The following is a 16,873-nucleotide window of genomic DNA, read 5'->3' as shown; positions in this document are numbered from 1 at the left end:
GGACAGTGTTGCAGGAACCGCCCACTATTTGACCAGACGTAACACGTCGCGAAAGCGCGCGTGCTCGCAGGTTTCCATCCACTCGAAAATCGCCATTTCCGTGGTGACGATCTCGGCGCCATGGGCGCGCGCGCGGCGCAGCGCGGCATGATGGTCGGCCGGCTTGCGCGAGCCGGCCGCATCGGCCACCAGCACCGCGTTGAAGCCCAGTCCGGTCAAGCCAATGACGGTCTGCAGCACGCAGATGTGGGCTTCGCAGCCAGTCACCAGCACCGTCTTGCGCGCCGCCGGCAGCCACGCATCGAAGCCGCGTTCGCGCGCGGCCGAGAAATGCATTTTCTGGAAAGTGGATTGCACCAGTTCGGCGAGCGGCGCCACCGTGACGCCCAGCATCTTGCTGTGATGCTCGGTGGCGACCACGGGAACATCCAGCAGCCGCGCGGCCCGCGCCAGCTTGGCATTGGCCGCCACCACCGCGTCGCCGTCGTGGATCGCGGGCATCAGGCGGCCCTGCATGTCGACGATGAGCAGGGTGGAATCGGAGGCTTGCAGCAGCATGGGGAGACTCCCGGAATCTTGGGAACGGTTTGAAAAATCCCGGCGCGCAATGGCCGGGATTTTCGAACCGCCTGACAGGCCGGCTTACTTCAGTGCCTTGTAGCGCAGGCGCTTGGGCTTGGCGCCCTCTTCGCCCAGGCGGCGCTTCTTGTCGGCCTCGTACTCCTGGTAGTTGCCGTCGAAGAACACCACTTGCGAATCGCCTTCGAAGGCCAGGATGTGCGTGGCGATACGGTCCAGGAACCAGCGGTCGTGGCTGATGACCATGACGCTGCCTGGGAACTCCAGCAGCGCGTCTTCCAGCGCGCGCAGCGTTTCGACGTCGAGGTCGTTGGACGGTTCGTCCAGCAGCAGCACGTTGCCGCCGGCGATCAGCGTCTTGGCCATGTGCAGGCGGCCGCGTTCACCGCCCGACAACTGGCCGACCACCTTGTTCTGGTCGCCGCCCTTGAAGTTGAAGCGGCCCAGGTAGGCGCGCGAGGACATCTCGAACTTGCCCACGGTGAGCAGGTCGGCGCCGTCGGCGACCGCGTCGAACACGGTTTTCTTGTCTTCGAGCGCGTCGCGCGACTGGTCGACGTAGGCCAGCTTGACGGTCTGGCCGATCTTCACTTCGCCCGAATCCGGTTGCTCGCGGCCCGCGATCATGCGGAACAGCGTCGATTTACCGGCGCCGTTGGCGCCGATGATGCCGACGATGGCGCCGGCCGGGATCTTGAAGCTGAGGTTGTCGATCAGCAGGCGGTCGCCGTAGGCCTTGCTGACGTTGTTGAACTCGATGACCTCGTTGCCCAGGCGCTCGCCCACCGGAATGAAGATTTCCTGGGTCTCGTTGCGCTTCTGGTACTCGTAGGACGACAGTTCCTCGAAGCGCGCCAGGCGCGCCTTGGCCTTGGCCTGGCGGCCCTTCGGATTCTGGCGCACCCACTCCAGTTCTTTCTTGATGGTCTTCTGGCGGGCCGATTCGGAAGCCTCTTCCTGCTTGAGGCGGTCTTCCTTCTGCTCCAGCCACGAGCTGTAGTTGCCCTTCCAGGGGATACCGTAGCCGCGATCCAGTTCGAGGATCCATTCGGCCGCGTTGTCCAGGAAGTAGCGATCGTGGGTCACGCCCACGACGGTGCCCGGGAACTTGTGCAGGAACTGTTCCAGCCACTCGACGCTTTCGGCATCCAGGTGGTTGGTGGGTTCGTCCAGCAGCAGCATGTCGGGCTTGGACAGCAGCAGGCGGCACAGCGCCACGCGGCGCTTTTCACCGCCGGACAGGTTGCCGACGATGGCATCCCAGGGCGGCAGGCGCAGCGCGTCGGCGGCGATTTCCATCTGGTGTTCGATGTCGTCGGCGCCGCTGGAGGCGGCGGCCGCGATGATGGCTTCCAGCTCGGCCTGCTCGGCGGCCAGCGCGTCGAAGTCGGCATCCGGCTCGGCGTAGGCCGCGTAGACCTCGTCCAGGCGCTTCTTGGCGGTGACCACCGCGCCCAGGCCTTCCTCAACCGCCTGGCGCACCGTGTGCTCGGGGTTGAGCTGCGGCTCCTGCGGCAGGTAGCCGATGTTCAGGCCCGGCATGGGGATGGCTTCGCCCTCGATTTCGCGATCCACGCCCGCCATGATCTTCAGCAGCGTCGACTTGCCCGAGCCGTTCAGGCCCAGCACGCCGATCTTGGCGCCAGGAAAAAACGAAAGCGAGATGTCACGCAGGATCTGCCGCTTGGGCGGCACGATCTTGCCGACGCGGTTCATGGTGTAGACGTATTGGGCCATGGGCTCGTATAGGGTAAGAAAGCTGATGAATCGCTGATTGTAGGCCGGAACCCGGACAGGCGTGCGACACGCGGCCGTCCTATGACACGGCCCGCGCCCGCCGCCAGCCGGCGAACGGCGCCCGCATCTGCGCCAGCATCACGCCGGCCAGGGCCATCGCGCCGCCGACAATGTGAAAGAGATGCGGTTTCTCGTCCAGGAACAGCGCCGCGATCGCCACCGTGGCCACCGGCATCAGGTTCAGGAACACGCTGGCGCGGGCCGGCCCCAGGTGGCGCACGCCCTGCATCCACAGGAACGGCGCGAACAGCGACGGAAACAGGCCCGCATACAGCACCAGCGGCAGGTTGTCGGCATTGAGCGGCGAGGCCGGCGCCATCAGAAAGGCGGGCAACTGGAACAGCACGCCGAACGCTACCTGCACGTACAACGACACCCACGGCCCGGCCGGCAGGCCCCAGCGCCGCAGCAGCACGCCGTATAGCGCGTAGGCCAAAGCCGCCACGCCCATCAGCACATCGCCATGGTTCGCGCCCACCGACAGCAGCCGCGCCGGATCGCCTTCGCCGATCAGCAGCGCCAGGCCCGCCAGCGACAGCAGGCCGCCCAGCAGCGCCATCAGGGAGGGACGCTCGCGCAGCGCCACGGCGCCGACCGCGATGGTCAGCAGCGGAATCATCGCGGTGATGATGCCCATGTTGGTGGCGGTGGTGCTGCCGGCCGCCACGTAGGCCAGGCCCTGGTACAGCGCCATGCCCAGCCCGCCCAGCACGGCGAACTTGGGCAGGTACGGCCACAGCGCGCGCCGCTGGCGCCAGGCGGCCGGCAGTGCGAACGGCGTCAACAGCAGCCCGGCCAGCGCCCAGCGGTAAAAGCCGATGGCGGCGGGCGCGATCACGCCGGCCGCCATCTTGGTGACGATCATGTTGACCGACCAGATCAGCGCCGCCAGCAGCGGGAACAGCAGATAGCGGGCGGGAGTGGGCGAAACATCGGCGCGCGTCATGGGGATACAGCCAAAAACAGGATAACGGCCGGCCAGTGTAGGACCTGTCTGACTCGCTGTATATAATGAAAAACCGACAATCCCCAGCGAACTTCGGACATGGACCTCGCCGCCTCCCCGCCCAACCTTGGCCCGGGCCGCCCCTATCCGCTGGCCTGCCGCATCCTGCACTTCCTGCCGCACTCGCGCATCCAGCGCCACAGCTCGCCCTGGGGCGAACTGAATTTCGCCCTGTCCGGCATCATGGAAATCGGCATCGAGGACAGCACCTACCTGTCGCCGCCCCACTACGCCATCTGGATACCGCCGCACGTCTCGCACTGCTGCCAGAACCAGGGGGAAGTGCACTACGCCTGCATCGACATCCCGGCCGCCGCCTGCGCCGCCCTGCCCGCCAGGCCCTGCACGCTGGAGATCAGTCCCGTCATGCGCGCCATTCTGGGCGACTTCGAACGGCGCGGCATCGCCTATCCAGATACGCCGGAAGACCGGCGCCTGGCGCAAGTGGTGATCGACCAGATCCGCATCGCGCCGGCCTACGCCAGCTACCTGCCGTCCGCCACCGAACCCGTTCTGGCTCCCATCCTCGCCGCCCTGCAGCGCCAGCCCGGCGACAAACGCGGCGCCGCCTATTGGGCCGCCACCGCCGGCATTACCGAACGCACCTTGCTGCGCCACTGCCAGCAACACCTGGGCATGTCGTTCAACGAATGGCGCCAGCGCCTGCGCGTGGTCAGCGCGCTGGCGCTGCTCGACGCCGGCCAGCCGGTGCAGGCCGTATCGCGCCAGCTCGGCTACAGCACGCCATCCGCCTTTATCGCCATGTTCCAGCGCCTGACCGGTCAGTCACCCGACAGCGCCCGCAAGCGCATACCGACGGCCGCCTGAAAGCCGCGTAATCCAAGCGCCCGATGCAAGCCGCGCGCGATCGCGAGACAATAGCGTCTGCATTTTTTTCGTAACGCCGTCCCCGCGGCATCATCGCGCCAGGAACCCTCATGTCCGCCTCCGCCACGCCCCCGCCTTCCCTGACCCACTTCAGCGCGACCGAACTGGACATGCTCGCCAAGACCGCCGACGCCCTCAGCGCCTACCTGGGCAAACCGGTCCTGGCCGAAGTCGTGCTGGGCGAAGAAGGCACCGAATGGGTCACCTATGGCGTGCCCATCGACGAAAACACCGAACCCGATGAAACGCAGACCCACGTCCAGCTCGGCGGCCCCGGCGCCCGCCTGCTCGGCAACCGCGGCGGCCTGCCCCAGACCGGCGACGACACCTACGACTGCCTCCACCTCTGGGCCATCCAGATCTCGCTGAACGAAGGCGAACGCTTCATCAAGCTCGACCACGACGGCGAAGAGTCCGCCTGGTCCGACAACCTGGAAGACGTCCTGCCCTTCGCCCTGACCGAGGAACCCCTGCCCGATCCGGATGAGGAAGACGAAGAAGACGACGACGAGGACGAAGACGACGGCCACGACCACGCTCACGACCACAACGACCCCGGCCACCGTCACTGAACCAGCAGGCAGGCGGCAAGACACAATAAGCCGCCGCCAACAAGCAAAAGGGCTTCCAGAAAGAAGCCCTTTGCCAAAATCACGCCCCCGCGACACCGCCCCGCCAAAAAACCGGCAAGCGGGCAAACCAGCACCGCCTCGACGCCCAACCACCCAGACGCTGCAACGGGCCGCCCGCGCGGCCCCGTTGCAGCAGCCCCGCAAGACCCCCTCCCCCACGACAGTGGCTGCAAAAACGCCAAGCACACCTGTCGCCCCAGCACCCGTCATGAGCCGCTGACGCAAGTCTGTCGCGGCGGTCGGCGGCGGGCGCGGGGCGTGTAGATGCGCCCGACGGAATCCGAAGGCAGCCGCCGCAGGCGGCAACGAGGATGAGGAAGGGGCAGTCCGGAGCGAACGATCCGGACCGCAATCGTAGCCCCGCGCCCGCCGCCGACCGCTGCGACAGACGCCTCAAGAACTCAACAAACTGCCCACACTGGAATCACCCCGCACTCCGCCCCTCCTCCACCGCATGGCAAGCCACCACCGCCACTCCCGCCATCCGAGCCACCGGCGCCTCCCCCCTGCACCGCTCATTCGCATGCGGACACCGAGGATGAAACGTGCACCCCGACGGCGGATTCAGCGGATTCGGCACTTCCCCCGCCACCGCCGTGCGCGGCTTGCCGGCCCCGTCGATATCCGGAATCGCCGCCAGCAGCATCCGCGTATACGGATGCCGCGGCCGCGCGAACAGCTCATCGCGCGGCGCCACCTCTACCATCCGCCCCAGGTACATCACCCCGACCCGATCGGCCACGTGATGCACCACCGCCAGGTTGTGCGAGATGAACAGATAAGTCAGCCCCAGCTCGCGCTGCAGATCCTTCATCAGGTTCAGCACCTGCGCCTGCACCGACACATCCAGTGCCGAGGTCGGCTCGTCGCACACCAGGAACTCCGGATTCACCGCCAGCGCCCGCGCGATCGAAATCCGCTGGCGTTGCCCGCCCGAGAACTGGTGCGGATAGCGGCCCTGGTCGGCCGGATCCAGCCCCACCTGTCGAAGGAGTTCGCCGACCCGCGCCGTGCGCTCGGCCGGCGTCATCTTCGTGTGCGTCAGCATCGGCTCGGCAATGATGCGGCCAACCCGCCAGCGCGGATTCAGGCTCGCGTACGGATCCTGGAAAATCATCTGCAGCCGCTTGCGCAGCTCGCGCCCGCCCGGTTCCGACATGCGCGACAGCGGCTGGCCGTCGAAGCGGATATCGCCACGCGTCAGCCCATACAACCCCACCAGCATGCGCGCCACCGTCGACTTGCCGCAGCCCGACTCGCCCACCAGCGCCAGCGTCTCGCCGCGCTTGATCTCGAACGACACGCCATCCACCGCGCGCAGCATCACCCGCGGCTTGCCCGCCAGCTTGCGTTCCAGCCAGGGCGGCGACACATCGAACCAGCGCGCCGCGTCTTTCACTTCCACCAACGGCGTGCTCATGTTGCCACCTCGACTTCGTTTTCATGCAACCAACAGGCCGCGCGGGACGTGCCCGCCGGCATCAGCTCGGGCCGGTCCTGGCCACAGCGCGGCAGGCGCCGCCCGCAACGCGGATTAAAGGCACAGCCCGGCGGAATCGCGTTCAGCCGCGGCATGCTGCCGTCGATCTGCACCAGCCGCTCGGAATGTCCCTGCAGCGACGGGATCGATCCCATCAGCCCCATCGTGTACGGATGGCGCGGCTGGTGGATGACGTCGCGCACGGGCCCGATCTCGGCCACCCGCCCCGCGTACATCACCGCCACCCGGTCCGCCGTTTCCGCGATCACGCCCATGTCGTGCGTGATCAGCATCACCGCCGTGCCCTGTTCGCGGCACAGGCGCTTGAGCAGCTCGATGATCTGCGCCTGGATCGACACGTCCAGCGCCGTGGTCGGCTCGTCCGCCACCACCAGCTTGGGCTCGGCCGCCAGCGCCAGCGCGATCACAACTCGCTGCCGCATGCCGCCCGAAAACTGGTGCGGATAGTGGTCGATGCGCTCGCGCGCCGCCGGGATGCCGGTGGCCGCCAGCAGCTCGACCGCGCGGTTGCGCGCCTGCGACCAGCTCATGTCCAGGTGCGTCACGATGGTCTCGGCCAGTTGCCGGCCCACCGTGTACAGCGGGTTCAGGGAGGTCAGCGGGTCCTGGAACACCGCCCCGATCTCGCGCCCGCGCACGCGGCGCATCTGCTCGTCGGGCAGATTGTCGATGCGCCGGCCCGCCAGCAGGATCTCGCCGGCCGCGATGCGGCCGGGCGGTTCCAGCAGGCCGATGATCGACGCGCCGGTCAGCGACTTGCCGGCGCCCGATTCCCCCACCACGCCCAGGACTTCGCCCGCCTGGATCGAGAAGGACACGTCGTCCAGGGCCAGCAGCGTGCCGCGACGTGTGGGGAACTCCACGCGCAGGTTGCGGACTTCAAGTAATGCGCTCATAGGTATTTCTCAAATTCGTGTTCCACGTACAGCGCCCCCGAGGCCGATGAAATGCCGACGGGGCCATCGGGATGCCGCGGAGCCGGCTTCGCCGGTCCGCCAGCATGCCCCCTTGAGGGGGAAGCGCGCAGCGCTTCGGGGGTGGGCCATCACCCTAAACGCGGGTTGAGTGCGTCGCGCAGCCAGTCGCCCAGCAGGTTGACCGACAGCACCAGCAGCACCAGCGCCGCGCCCGGGAAGATGGTGATCCACCATTCGCCGGAAAACAGGAAATCGTTGCCGATGCGGATCAGCGTGCCCAGCGACGGCGCCGTCGGCGGCACCCCCACCCCCAGGAACGACAGCGTCGCCTCGGTGATGATGGCAGTCGCCAGGTGCACGGTGGCCAGCACCAGCACCGGCCCCAGCACGTTGGGCAGCACGTGGCGGAACATGATGACGGGCGAGGCCACGCCGATCACGCGCGCCGCCTGCACGTATTCGCGGTTCTTCTCCACCAGGGTCGAACCGCGCACCGTGCGCGCGTACTGCGGCCAGCCGGCTAGCGCGATGGCGCCGATCAGCACCGGGAACGCGATGATCTCGTGCAGCTCGCGCGGCACCGCGGCGCGCGCCACGCCATCGATCAGCAGCGCGATCAGGATCGCCGGGAACGACAGTTGCACGTCGGCGATGCGCATGATGAACGCATCGATGCGCCCGCCCGCGTAGCCCGAGATCAGCCCCAGCACGATGCCGATCAGCATCGACAGCAGTACCGAGGCCAGGCCGATCAGCAGCGACACGCGGGTGCCGTACAGGATCGCCGAATACAGGTCGCGGCCCTGGCTGTCGGTGCCCAGCAGATAGGTGGCCTGGCCATTCGCTTCCCAGGCTGGCGGCAGCAGCGCGTCCAGCAATTCGACCTTGGTCAGGTCGAACGGATTGTGCGGCGCCACCCAGCCGGCGCCGAACGAGCCGATCAGCAACAGCGCCAGCATGACGGTGGCGGCGATGGCCACGGGCGCCCGGCGCCAGGCCCAGGCAATGTCGCTGTCCCACCAGCGCTTCAGAACGGCACGCATCAGTGGCCACCTCCGCCGCGGGTCAGCCCGGAACGCAGGCGCGGGTCCACGACAAAATACAGAAGATCGACGATCAGGTTGATCACCACGAACACCAGCGCGATCAGGCACAGGTACGCGGCCATCACCGGCACGTCGGCGAATTGCACCGCCTGGATGAACAGCAACCCCATGCCGGGCCACTGGAACACGGTCTCGGTCACGATGGCAAAGGCGATGATGCCCCCCAGCTGCAGGCCGGTGATGGTGATGACGGGCACCATGGTGTTCTTGAGCGCGTGGCCGAAATGGATGGCGCGGCGCTTCAGGCCGCGGGCGCGCGCGAACTTGATGTAGTCCGAACGCAGCACCTCCAGCATTTCGGAGCGCACCAGCCGCAGCACCAGTGTCATCTGAAAGAGCGACAGCGTGATCGACGGCAGGATCAGGTGCTTCCAGCCATTGGCGGTGAACAGGCCCGAGGTCCACCAGCCCAGCGCCACGGTGTCGCCGCGGCCGTAGCTGGGCAGCCAGCCCAACTGCACCGAGAACACCAGGATCAGCAGGATGCCGATCAGGAAGGTCGGCAGCGACACGCCCAGCAGCGAGCCGGCCAGCAGCAGTTGCGACAGCAGGCTGTTGCGCTTGAGCGCGGTGTACACGCCCAGCGGCACGCCCACCACCAGCGCCAGCAGGGCCGCCACCAGGGACAGCTCCAGCGTGGCCGGCAGGCGCGACTTGAGCAGGCTCGAGACCGGTTCGCTCTGGCGCAGGGAAATGCCGAAATTGCCTTGGGCGGCGTTGGTCACGAAATGGCCGAACTGGACGATGGCGGGCTCGTTCAGCCCCAGGCGCTCACGCAGTTCGATGCGCTCGGCATCGGTGGCGTCCTGGCCCAGCATGATGGTGACAGGGTCGCCGACGTATTGGAAAAGCACGAAGGCCAGCAGCGCGACGGTGAGCATCACCGCTACGGCCTGCAACAGGCGGCGCAGTATGAAAGCAAACATAGGCGGGAAAGGCAAAACCGCGAAGCCCCACGGGGCTTCGCAGTCTGGTTAGCCGGACAGGCGGGGTCAGTCGACCTTGACCCAGTCGGCAACGAGGCGGTTGTCCGCGCGGTGGATCACCGACACGTTCTTGCGCATGGCCCAGGGAATGACCTGGTCGTGCAGCGGGATGTGGCCGAATTCCTGGGCGTGCACTTCCAGCACCTTGCGGATGTCGGCGTCGCGCTTGGCCGCGTCGGTTTCCGTCTTGATGCGGTCGATGATCGCGTCCAGCTCCTTGTTGCTGTAATTGCCCAGGTTGTACATGCCGTCGGCACCCTCACCCTTGGTGCGGATCAGGTTCTGCAGCGTATACATGGCATCGAACGTGGGCACGCCCCAGCCGAACAGATAGGCGCTGGTGTCGGAACTCTGCACCTTGGGGAAGTACGTCGAGCGCGGCATGGCGTTCATGCTCGCCTTCACGCCCACCTTGGCCCACATGCCGACCACGGCCTGGCAGATGGCCTCGTCGTTGATGTAGCGGTTGTTGGGGCAGTCGAGCGTGAAGTTCAGGGTGCCGTCGTAGCCGGCTTCCTTGAGCAGGGCGCGCGCCTTTTCGGGGTCGTAGGGCACGCGCTTGTGCAGCGACTCGGCCCAGCCATGGACCTGCGGCGCGATCATGGTGCCGGTGGGCGCCGACAGGCCGCGCATCACGGCGCGCTTGATCGCGTCGACGTCGATGGCGCGATACAGCGCCTCGCGCACGCGGATGTCCTGGAACGGGTTCTTGCCCTTGATGTTGGAGTACTGCAGTTCGGGGCGCTTCTGGTCCAGGCCCAGATAGATGGTGCGGTATTCGTTGCCCTCGACCACCTTGGCCGACTGGCGCAGGCGCTCCAGGTCCTGGGCGGCCGGATCGAGCACGAAGTCGATCTCGCCCGACAGCAGCGCGGCGGTGCGGGTGGCGTTCTGCTTGATCGGCGTGAACACCACTTCGGTCACGTTGCCGACCTTGCCGGCCTTGTTCCACCAGTCCTTGTTCTCTTCGAACACGGTGCGCACGTCGACTTCGCGCGACTTCAGCTTGTAGGGGCCGGTGCCATTGGTGTTGCGCGCGCCGAAGGTGTCCTCTTTGTTGACGAAGTCCTGCGGCTTGGCGATGTTGTTCTTCTCCGACCAGGCCTTGTTCATGATGAACACGTTGGGCAACTGGCGCAGCAGCACCGGGTTGGGCGCCGAGGTCTCGATCTCGACCGTCAGGTCGTCGATCTTGCGCGCTTCCTTGATGCCGGTGGTGTAGGCCTTGTAGTTCGAGGTGGGCGCCATGGCGCGGTGCACCGAGAACACCACGTCGTCGGCCGTGAAGGCGGCGCCGTCGTGGAACTTGACGCCGGGGCGCAGCTTGAAGCGGTACAGCGTGGGCGAAACCTGCTCCCACTCTGTCGCCAGGCGCGGCACCACCTTGAAGTCCTTGTCGTAGTCCACCAGCGGTTCATAGACGTAGCTGTTGGCGGCAATCGTCATGCCTTCGTTCTGGGAATGCGGGTCGAAGGTGAGGATGTCGCCCTGGGCGGCCCAACGGAAGGTCTTGGCCTGCCCGATCGAGGGCGCGGCCGCGGCGGCGGCGATCGCGATAGCAATCAAAGTGCGGCGCATAGATTCAACTCCTGACAGTAGTCTGAATACCGGCGCGATATTGCCTAGCGCCAAGACCCGCGTCAATTAAGGGTTTATGCGTAGCGGAACAGGTTTTCACAGGGAAAACCTATTTGGGGACGTATATGGATATGCCAAAAAAAATCGCTGTCCCTGGATGTGAACGGCGTTCGATCGGCCCCGTCACGTCCCGACGCGCCGTGGGCGGCCCGCCCGCCCGCGCCGGCCTACTCGTCGGCGTCCAGCGGCAGGTCGAGCGGCACGTGCTCGGCCATCAGGCGCCGCAGCATGTCGATCAGCAGCGCCGCCTGATCCTCGCCGAACGGCGCCAGCACCGCCTTCTGGTGCTGCATGGCCTGTCCGCACAGCGCGCCGATCAGGTGCCGGCCCTTGGTGGTGATGACCACCCGCGTCTGGCGGCGGTCGGCGCGCACTTCGGTGCGCGTCACAAGCCCTTCGGTTTCCATGCGCTGCACCACCTTGCTCAAGGTTGGCTGCTTGGTGATCGCCAACACCGCCAGATCGCCGATGGTCTCGCCCTGGCTGCCTTCCAGGCTGGCCAGCACCCGCCATTCGGTCACCGACAAGCCGGCGGCCTTGACCTGCTGGTGGAATTCCGCCGAGATGCGCTGGCTGGCCTGCGCCAGCAGGTAGGCCAGGTAATCGTCGACGAAGCGCGCGCCGCTGGCCTGGGTATCGCCCTGCTTGTCCGACCGCATGTTGTTCCGCTCCCACGCATCAATATTGAATAGGCGACCCGAGGCCGGCAGGCGCATTGCACCACGTTGGCGCGAGCCTGCGCCATGACGCGGCGCAATGCTGTTGCGCAGCACAGGGTATACCCCGAATCGCAACCCGTTTTTGCACCATCAAAGCGCCTTTTCGAGGCGCTTTGGATAGAGAACAACCAGTATATACACCCTTGTTTTAGCGTGATATTTTTTTGATTCCATGAAATTTCATCTTTTTTGTTGACAGCTAAAACGTTGACTCCTAAAGTATTTTTCAGGGCGAGATTTCGTGACATGGCGTTGCTGCGAAGCAGCATGGCTGCGGGACCCGGATGCCGGTCCGCGTGGAGGAGTTCGAGATGGCTGAAAGGTCTTTCAAGAAAGAAGTCCAGCAGTTGCGCATTGGCGCGGGCGAAGAGTTCCGCGGCGAGGGCATTCTCGCGGTCACCAAGGCGCTGCTGCAATCCGGCGTGGGCTATGTCGCGGGCTACCAGGGCTCGCCCATCTCGCACCTGATGGACGTGCTGGCCGACGCCAACGACATCCTGCAGGAACTGGGCGTGCACTTCGAGGCCAGCGCCTCCGAGGCCACCGCCGCCGCCACCCTGGCCGCTTCGGTCATGTACCCGATCCGCGGCGCGGTCACCTGGAAATCCACCGTCGGCACCAACGTCGCCTCCGACGCGCTGGCCAACCTGGCCTCGGGCGGCGTCACCGGCGGCGCGCTGGTCATCGTGGGCGAGGACTACGGCGAAGGCTCGTCCATCATGCAGGAACGCTCGCACGCGTTCGCCATGAAATCGCAGATCTGGCTGCTCGATCCACGCCCCAACCTGGAAAGCATGGTCAAGGCGGTGGAAGATGGCTTCGCGCTGTCGGAGGCCAGCAAGACGCCAGTGATGCTGCAACTGCGCATCCGCGGCTGCCACGTGCATGGCCGCTTCATCGCCAAGGACAACCAGCGGCCGGCGTTCTCGCTGGCCCAGGCGCTGGAAAGCCCGGCGCGCGACACCAGCCGCATCGTGCTGCCGCCCGCGTCGTTCCTGCACGAGCAGGAAAAGATCAAGGAACGCTGGCCCGCCGCCATCCGCTATATCAAGGAACACAAGCTCAACGAGCACTTCGACGGCGACCAGGACGACATCGGCCTGATCCTGCAGGGCGGCCTGTACAACGGCGTGATCCGCGCCCTGCAACTGCTGGGCCTGGCGGACAACTTCGGCAACAGCCGCATCCCGCTGTATGTGATGAACGTGGCCTACCCCGTGATCGAGGACGAGGTCATCGACTTCTGCCGCGGCAAGCGCGCCGTGCTGCTGCTGGAGGAAGGCCAACCCGACTATCTGGAACAGGCCCTGCACGCGGTGCTGCGCAAGGCCGGCATCAACACGAAGCTGTCCGGCAAGGACGTGCTGCCGATGGCGGGCGAATACACCACCCAGGTGATGCGCGACGGCCTGCGCGCCTTCCTCAAGCGCGAACGCCCCGAATCGCTGCAGACCCATCCGGCCATGGCCGCCGACGCCGGCGCGGCCGAAACCACGCTGCACGTCACCGAGATCACGCGGCCCAAGCCCGCGCCGCGTCCGGCCGAACAGCCCATCACCTTCCACAAACACGTCGCGGAACTCGCCACCGTGGTGCCGCCGCGCCCGGCCGGCTTCTGTACCGGCTGTCCGGAGCGGCCGATCTTCTCGGCCCTGACGCTGGCGCAGGAAAAGCTGGGCCAGCACCATATCTCCTGCGACATCGGCTGCCACCTGTTCTCGATTCTGCCGCCGTTCAACCTGGGCGCGACCACCATGGGCTACGGCCTGGGCGCGTCCAGCGCCGCGGCCTTCAACGTGCCGGCGGCCAAGCGGCCCATCTCGATCATGGGCGACGGCGGCTTCTGGCACAACGGCCTGGCCTCGGGCATCGGCAACGCGGTGTTCAACAAGTACGACGGCGTCATCGTCATCGTCGACAACTTCTATGCCTCGGCCACCGGCGGGCAGGACATCCTGTCCTCGCGCGCCGAGAATCCTGACCGCTCCACCAACAATCCCATCGACCAGGCCGTGCGCGGCGTGGGCGTGAAGTGGGTGCGCACGCTGGACCGCACCTATGACGTCGCCAAGGTGCGCGCCACCATCGAGGAAGCGCTGACCACAGACGTCAAGGGCCCCAAGGTCATCATCGCCCAGTCGGAATGCATGCTGAACAAGCAGCGCCGCATCAAGCCGCTGTTCAACCAGGCGGTCAAGGCGGGCAAGCGCGTGGTCAAGGAACGCTTCGGCGTCGACCCCGACGTCTGCACCGGCGACCACGCCTGTATCCGGCTGTCCGGCTGCCCGTCGCTGACGGTCAAGGACAGCGGCGATCCCCTCAAGGAAGATCCGGTCGCCCACGTCGAGAGCAGTTGCGTCGGCTGCGGCAACTGCGGCGAGGTGGCGCACGCCGCCGTGCTGTGCCCGTCCTTCTACCGCGCCGACATCGTCCACAACCCCAGCGGCCGCGACCGTTTCCTGGCGCGTGTGCGCCAGGGCGTGATCGGCTACCTGCAGCGCCGCCGCGAAGCGCGCCTGGCCAAATTCGCCCTGTGAGGACCCGCCCCATGAACCCGGTGGCATTGCAGCAAGGCACTCCCATCAAGATCGCCATCCTGGCCATGGGCGGCCAGGGCGGCGGCGTGCTGGCCGACTGGATCGTCGACATGGCCGAGCACGCCGGCTGGTGGGCCCAGACCACCTCGGTGCCGGGCGTGGCGCAACGCACCGGCGCCACCATCTATTACCTGGAACTGCTGCCCGAGTCCGACGTGGCCAGCGCCGGCCGTCCGCCCGCGCTGGCGTTGATGCCCACGCCGGGCGACGTCGACCTGGTGGTGGCGGCCGAACTGATGGAAGGCGGCCGCGCCATCCAGCGCGGGCTGGTCACGCCCGACCGCAGCGTGCTGATCGCCTCGTCGCACCGCAGCTACGCGGTCAGCGAGAAGTCGGCGCCCGGCAACGGCATCGCCGATCCCAACAAGGTGTTGGAAGCCGGCCGCGCCGCGGCGCGCCGCTTCCTCTGCTTCGACCTGCAGGACCTGGCCGACCGCGCCGGCAGCGTCATCAGCGCCAGCCTGTTCGGCGCCGTGGCCGGCAGCGGCGCGCTGCCGTTCTCGCGCGATGACTTCGAGGCCACCGTGCGCCGCGCCGGCGTCGGCGTGGACGCCAGCCTGCGCGCCTTCGCGCTGGGCTTCGAGGCCGCCGCCCAGGCGCCCGCGCAACCGGCCGCGATCGATCTGGCGCGCCCGGTGCCGGTCGTGCCCGAGCGCGCCGCCAGCCCGAAGGCGCAGGCCTTGCTGGATCGCATCACCCGCGATTTCCCGGTCTGTGCGCAGCCGATGCTCACGGCCGGCGTGCGCCGCCAGATCGAGTTCCAGGACCTGGCGTACGCCGAGGATTACCTGGCCCGCATGACGGCGATCCGCGAACTGGACGCGCGCCACGGCGGCGAATCGAAGCAATGGGCGCTGACCTGTGCCGCCGCGCGCTACCTGGCCACCGCCATGGCCTACGACGACGTGATCCGCGTGGCCGATCTGAAGACGCGCGGCACGCGCTTCGAGCGGGTGCGCGCCGAAGTCGGCGCCAAGCCCGGCCAACTGGTCTACACCACCGAATTCATGCATCCTCGGTTGGAGGAAATCTGCGGCACGCTGCCGGCCGGCCTGGGCCGCTGGCTCGAACAATCGAAGGCGTTCGGCGGCTTCGTCGAACGCCGCCTGGGCAAGGGCCGCCGCATGCAGAGCGGCACGTTGGGCGGCTTCCTCATGCTGTACACGCTGGCCGGCATGCGCCGATTTCGCCGCCGCACGCTGCGCCATCAGATCGAATCAGAGGGCCTGAAGCAATGGCTCGACCTGATCGCCAGCCTGGCGCCGCGCGACTACGACCTGGCGGTCGAGACCGTCAACTGCCGCCGCCTGGTCAAGGGCTACAGCGACACCCACGTGCGCGGCGGCGGCAAGTACCGTCAATTGATCGCGGCCGCCGCCCAATTGGCGGGCCGGCCCGATGCGGCCGCCTCGCTGCGCGCCCTGCGCCAGGCCGCGCTGGCCGACGAGAAATGCGGCCCCATGGAACGCCAATTGGCCGAGAAACTGGCCGCCTGACATCGAGATAGAGACGAACGCCGTGCAAACCCTGAAACTCATCGTCCGTGAAGTCCGCCAGGAATCGCCGCTGATCCGCTCGTTGCGCCTGGCGCGCGAAGACGGCGGCGCCCTGCCCGCCTTCGGCCCCGGCGCCCACCTGAAGGTCAGCGTGCCGGGCCTGCGCGAACCGCGCTGCTACTCGCTGGTGCAACTCGCGCCCGAGGCCGGCCGCTTCGCCGAACCCGTCGAATACCGCCTGGGCGTGCGGCTGGAAGAAGCCAGCCAGGGCGGCTCGCGCCACATGCACGGTCTGGCGGTGGGCGACACGATCAGCGTCGAAGGCCCCAAGAACGATTTCCCGCTGCACGAGGGCCCGGCCGGCGACGAGCCGGTGGTGCTGATCGCCGGTGGCATCGGCATCACGCCAGTGGCGTCGATGGCCGCCGCGCTCAAGTCCGCCGGGCGCGCCTTCGAACTGCACTACAGCGGCCGCAGCCGCGACCAACTGGCGTTCCTGCCGGAACTGCAGGCGCTGGCCGGCGACGCGCTGGTGCCCCACGCCGACGACGACGCTTCCTGTCGCTTCGACCTGAAGGCGCTGCTGGACGCCGCCAACCCGCGCCAGCACCTGTACGTCTGCGGCCCCAAGGGCCTGATCGACGCCGTCATCCAGGAAGCACGCGCGCGCCACTGGCCCGACGCCCACATCCATTTCGAGCTGTTCGCGACCGCCGCGCCGCAGGCCGGCGACCAGCCCTTCGAGGTCGAGCTGCGCCAGTCCGGCCGGGTGCTGACTATTCCCGCCGACAAGACCATCGTCGACGTGATGGAAGAGGAAGGCTGCGACCCGATGTACGACTGCAAGCGCGGCGAATGCGGCGTGTGCCAGGCCACCGTGCTGGAAGGCGAGCCGGACCACCGCGACTACTACCTGTCGGATACCGAGAAGGCCAGCGGCAAGATCATCCAGATCTGCATTTCGCGCGCCAAGTCGGCGCGCCTGGTGCTGGACCTGTAGGGCCGGGCGCG

14 protein-coding genes are annotated in these 16,873 nt (G+C 67.2%); 5 read left to right on the top strand and 9 right to left on the bottom strand.

Annotation, left to right across the window (positions count from 1 at the left end; genetic code table 11):
* Positions 1-24 precede the first annotated feature (24 nt).
* From AC6LKG_RS01775 to AC6LKG_RS01765, 3 genes are all read right to left on the bottom strand, one after another.
* Positions 25-558 (bottom strand): isochorismatase family protein, encoded by a 534-nt coding sequence (locus tag AC6LKG_RS01775; RefSeq protein WP_498162274.1) that lies wholly within the window; start codon positions 556-558, stop codon positions 25-27.
* Positions 559-642: 84 nt separating this feature from the next.
* Positions 643-2,316 carry an energy-dependent translational throttle protein EttA gene (gene ettA, locus AC6LKG_RS01770; protein WP_024067854.1) on the bottom strand — a complete coding sequence of 558 codons (1,674 nt, stop codon included), beginning with the start codon at positions 2,314-2,316 and terminating at the stop codon, positions 643-645.
* A 79-nt stretch (positions 2,317-2,395) separates the two neighbouring features.
* Positions 2,396-3,322, bottom strand: a complete 927-nt coding sequence (locus tag AC6LKG_RS01765) for a DMT family transporter (protein ID WP_498162272.1) — start codon at positions 3,320-3,322, stop codon at positions 2,396-2,398.
* A gap of 99 nt (positions 3,323-3,421) precedes the next feature.
* On the opposite strand from AC6LKG_RS01765, the gene AC6LKG_RS01760 reads away from it, so the two are divergent.
* Both AC6LKG_RS01760 and AC6LKG_RS01755 read left to right on the top strand, forming a co-directional pair.
* Positions 3,422-4,210: an AraC family transcriptional regulator gene (locus tag AC6LKG_RS01760; protein WP_498162270.1), complete on the top strand. Its 789-nt coding sequence runs from the start codon at positions 3,422-3,424 to the stop codon at positions 4,208-4,210.
* 110 nt (positions 4,211-4,320) lie between these two features.
* Complete coding sequence (locus AC6LKG_RS01755) at positions 4,321-4,842, top strand: hypothetical protein (RefSeq protein ID WP_498162268.1); 522 nt, start codon at positions 4,321-4,323, stop codon at positions 4,840-4,842.
* Between the two features lie 484 nt (positions 4,843-5,326).
* Here AC6LKG_RS01755 and AC6LKG_RS01750 read toward each other — a convergent pair whose 3' ends face one another.
* The 6 genes from AC6LKG_RS01750 to AC6LKG_RS01725 form a co-directional block, all read right to left on the bottom strand.
* Positions 5,327-6,322 carry an ABC transporter ATP-binding protein gene (locus AC6LKG_RS01750; protein WP_498162266.1) on the bottom strand — a complete coding sequence of 332 codons (996 nt, stop codon included), beginning with the start codon at positions 6,320-6,322 and terminating at the stop codon, positions 5,327-5,329.
* Entirely contained in the window at positions 6,319-7,299 is a 981-nt protein-coding gene (locus AC6LKG_RS01745) for an ABC transporter ATP-binding protein (protein WP_498162264.1), read from the bottom strand. Before AC6LKG_RS01745 ends, AC6LKG_RS01750 begins: the two co-directional genes overlap by 4 nt.
* Positions 7,300-7,448: 149 nt before the next feature.
* Entirely contained in the window at positions 7,449-8,363 is a 915-nt protein-coding gene (locus AC6LKG_RS01740) for an ABC transporter permease (protein ID WP_498162262.1), read from the bottom strand.
* Positions 8,363-9,352 carry an ABC transporter permease gene (locus tag AC6LKG_RS01735; protein WP_498162260.1) on the bottom strand — a complete coding sequence of 330 codons (990 nt, stop codon included), beginning with the start codon at positions 9,350-9,352 and terminating at the stop codon, positions 8,363-8,365. Before AC6LKG_RS01735 ends, AC6LKG_RS01740 begins: the two co-directional genes overlap by 1 nt.
* A 66-nt stretch (positions 9,353-9,418) precedes the next feature.
* On the bottom strand, positions 9,419-10,990 hold the full coding sequence (locus AC6LKG_RS01730; protein ID WP_498162258.1) for an ABC transporter substrate-binding protein: 1,572 nt from the start codon (positions 10,988-10,990) through the stop codon (positions 9,419-9,421).
* A gap of 227 nt (positions 10,991-11,217) precedes the next feature.
* A complete protein-coding gene (locus tag AC6LKG_RS01725; RefSeq protein ID WP_498162256.1) occupies positions 11,218-11,709 on the bottom strand; it encodes a MarR family winged helix-turn-helix transcriptional regulator in 492 nt (163 codons plus the stop codon).
* Positions 11,710-12,080: 371 nt separating this feature from the next.
* On the opposite strand from AC6LKG_RS01725, the gene AC6LKG_RS01720 reads away from it, so the two are divergent.
* Genes AC6LKG_RS01720 through AC6LKG_RS01710 form a run of 3 tightly spaced genes read left to right on the top strand, consistent with a single transcriptional unit; the run spans position 12,081 to position 16,862 of the window.
* On the top strand, positions 12,081-14,306 hold the full coding sequence (locus tag AC6LKG_RS01720) for a thiamine pyrophosphate-dependent enzyme (RefSeq protein WP_498162254.1): 2,226 nt from the start codon (positions 12,081-12,083) through the stop codon (positions 14,304-14,306).
* A gap of 11 nt (positions 14,307-14,317) precedes the next feature.
* The gene (locus AC6LKG_RS01715; protein WP_498162252.1) at positions 14,318-15,862 is read left to right on the top strand and encodes an indolepyruvate oxidoreductase subunit beta family protein; all 1,545 of its coding nucleotides are present in this window, start codon (positions 14,318-14,320) and stop codon (positions 15,860-15,862) included.
* A gap of 22 nt (positions 15,863-15,884) precedes the next feature.
* Positions 15,885-16,862, top strand: coding sequence for a PDR/VanB family oxidoreductase (locus tag AC6LKG_RS01710; RefSeq protein WP_498162250.1), 978 nt, complete (start codon positions 15,885-15,887; stop codon positions 16,860-16,862).
* The last annotated feature ends 11 nt before the right edge of the window (positions 16,863-16,873 follow it).

Source organism: Achromobacter sp. 46006, from assembly GCF_059761975.1.
The sequence above is the reverse complement of the archived record's forward strand: the minus strand, read 5'-3'. Positions and strand labels throughout refer to the sequence as shown.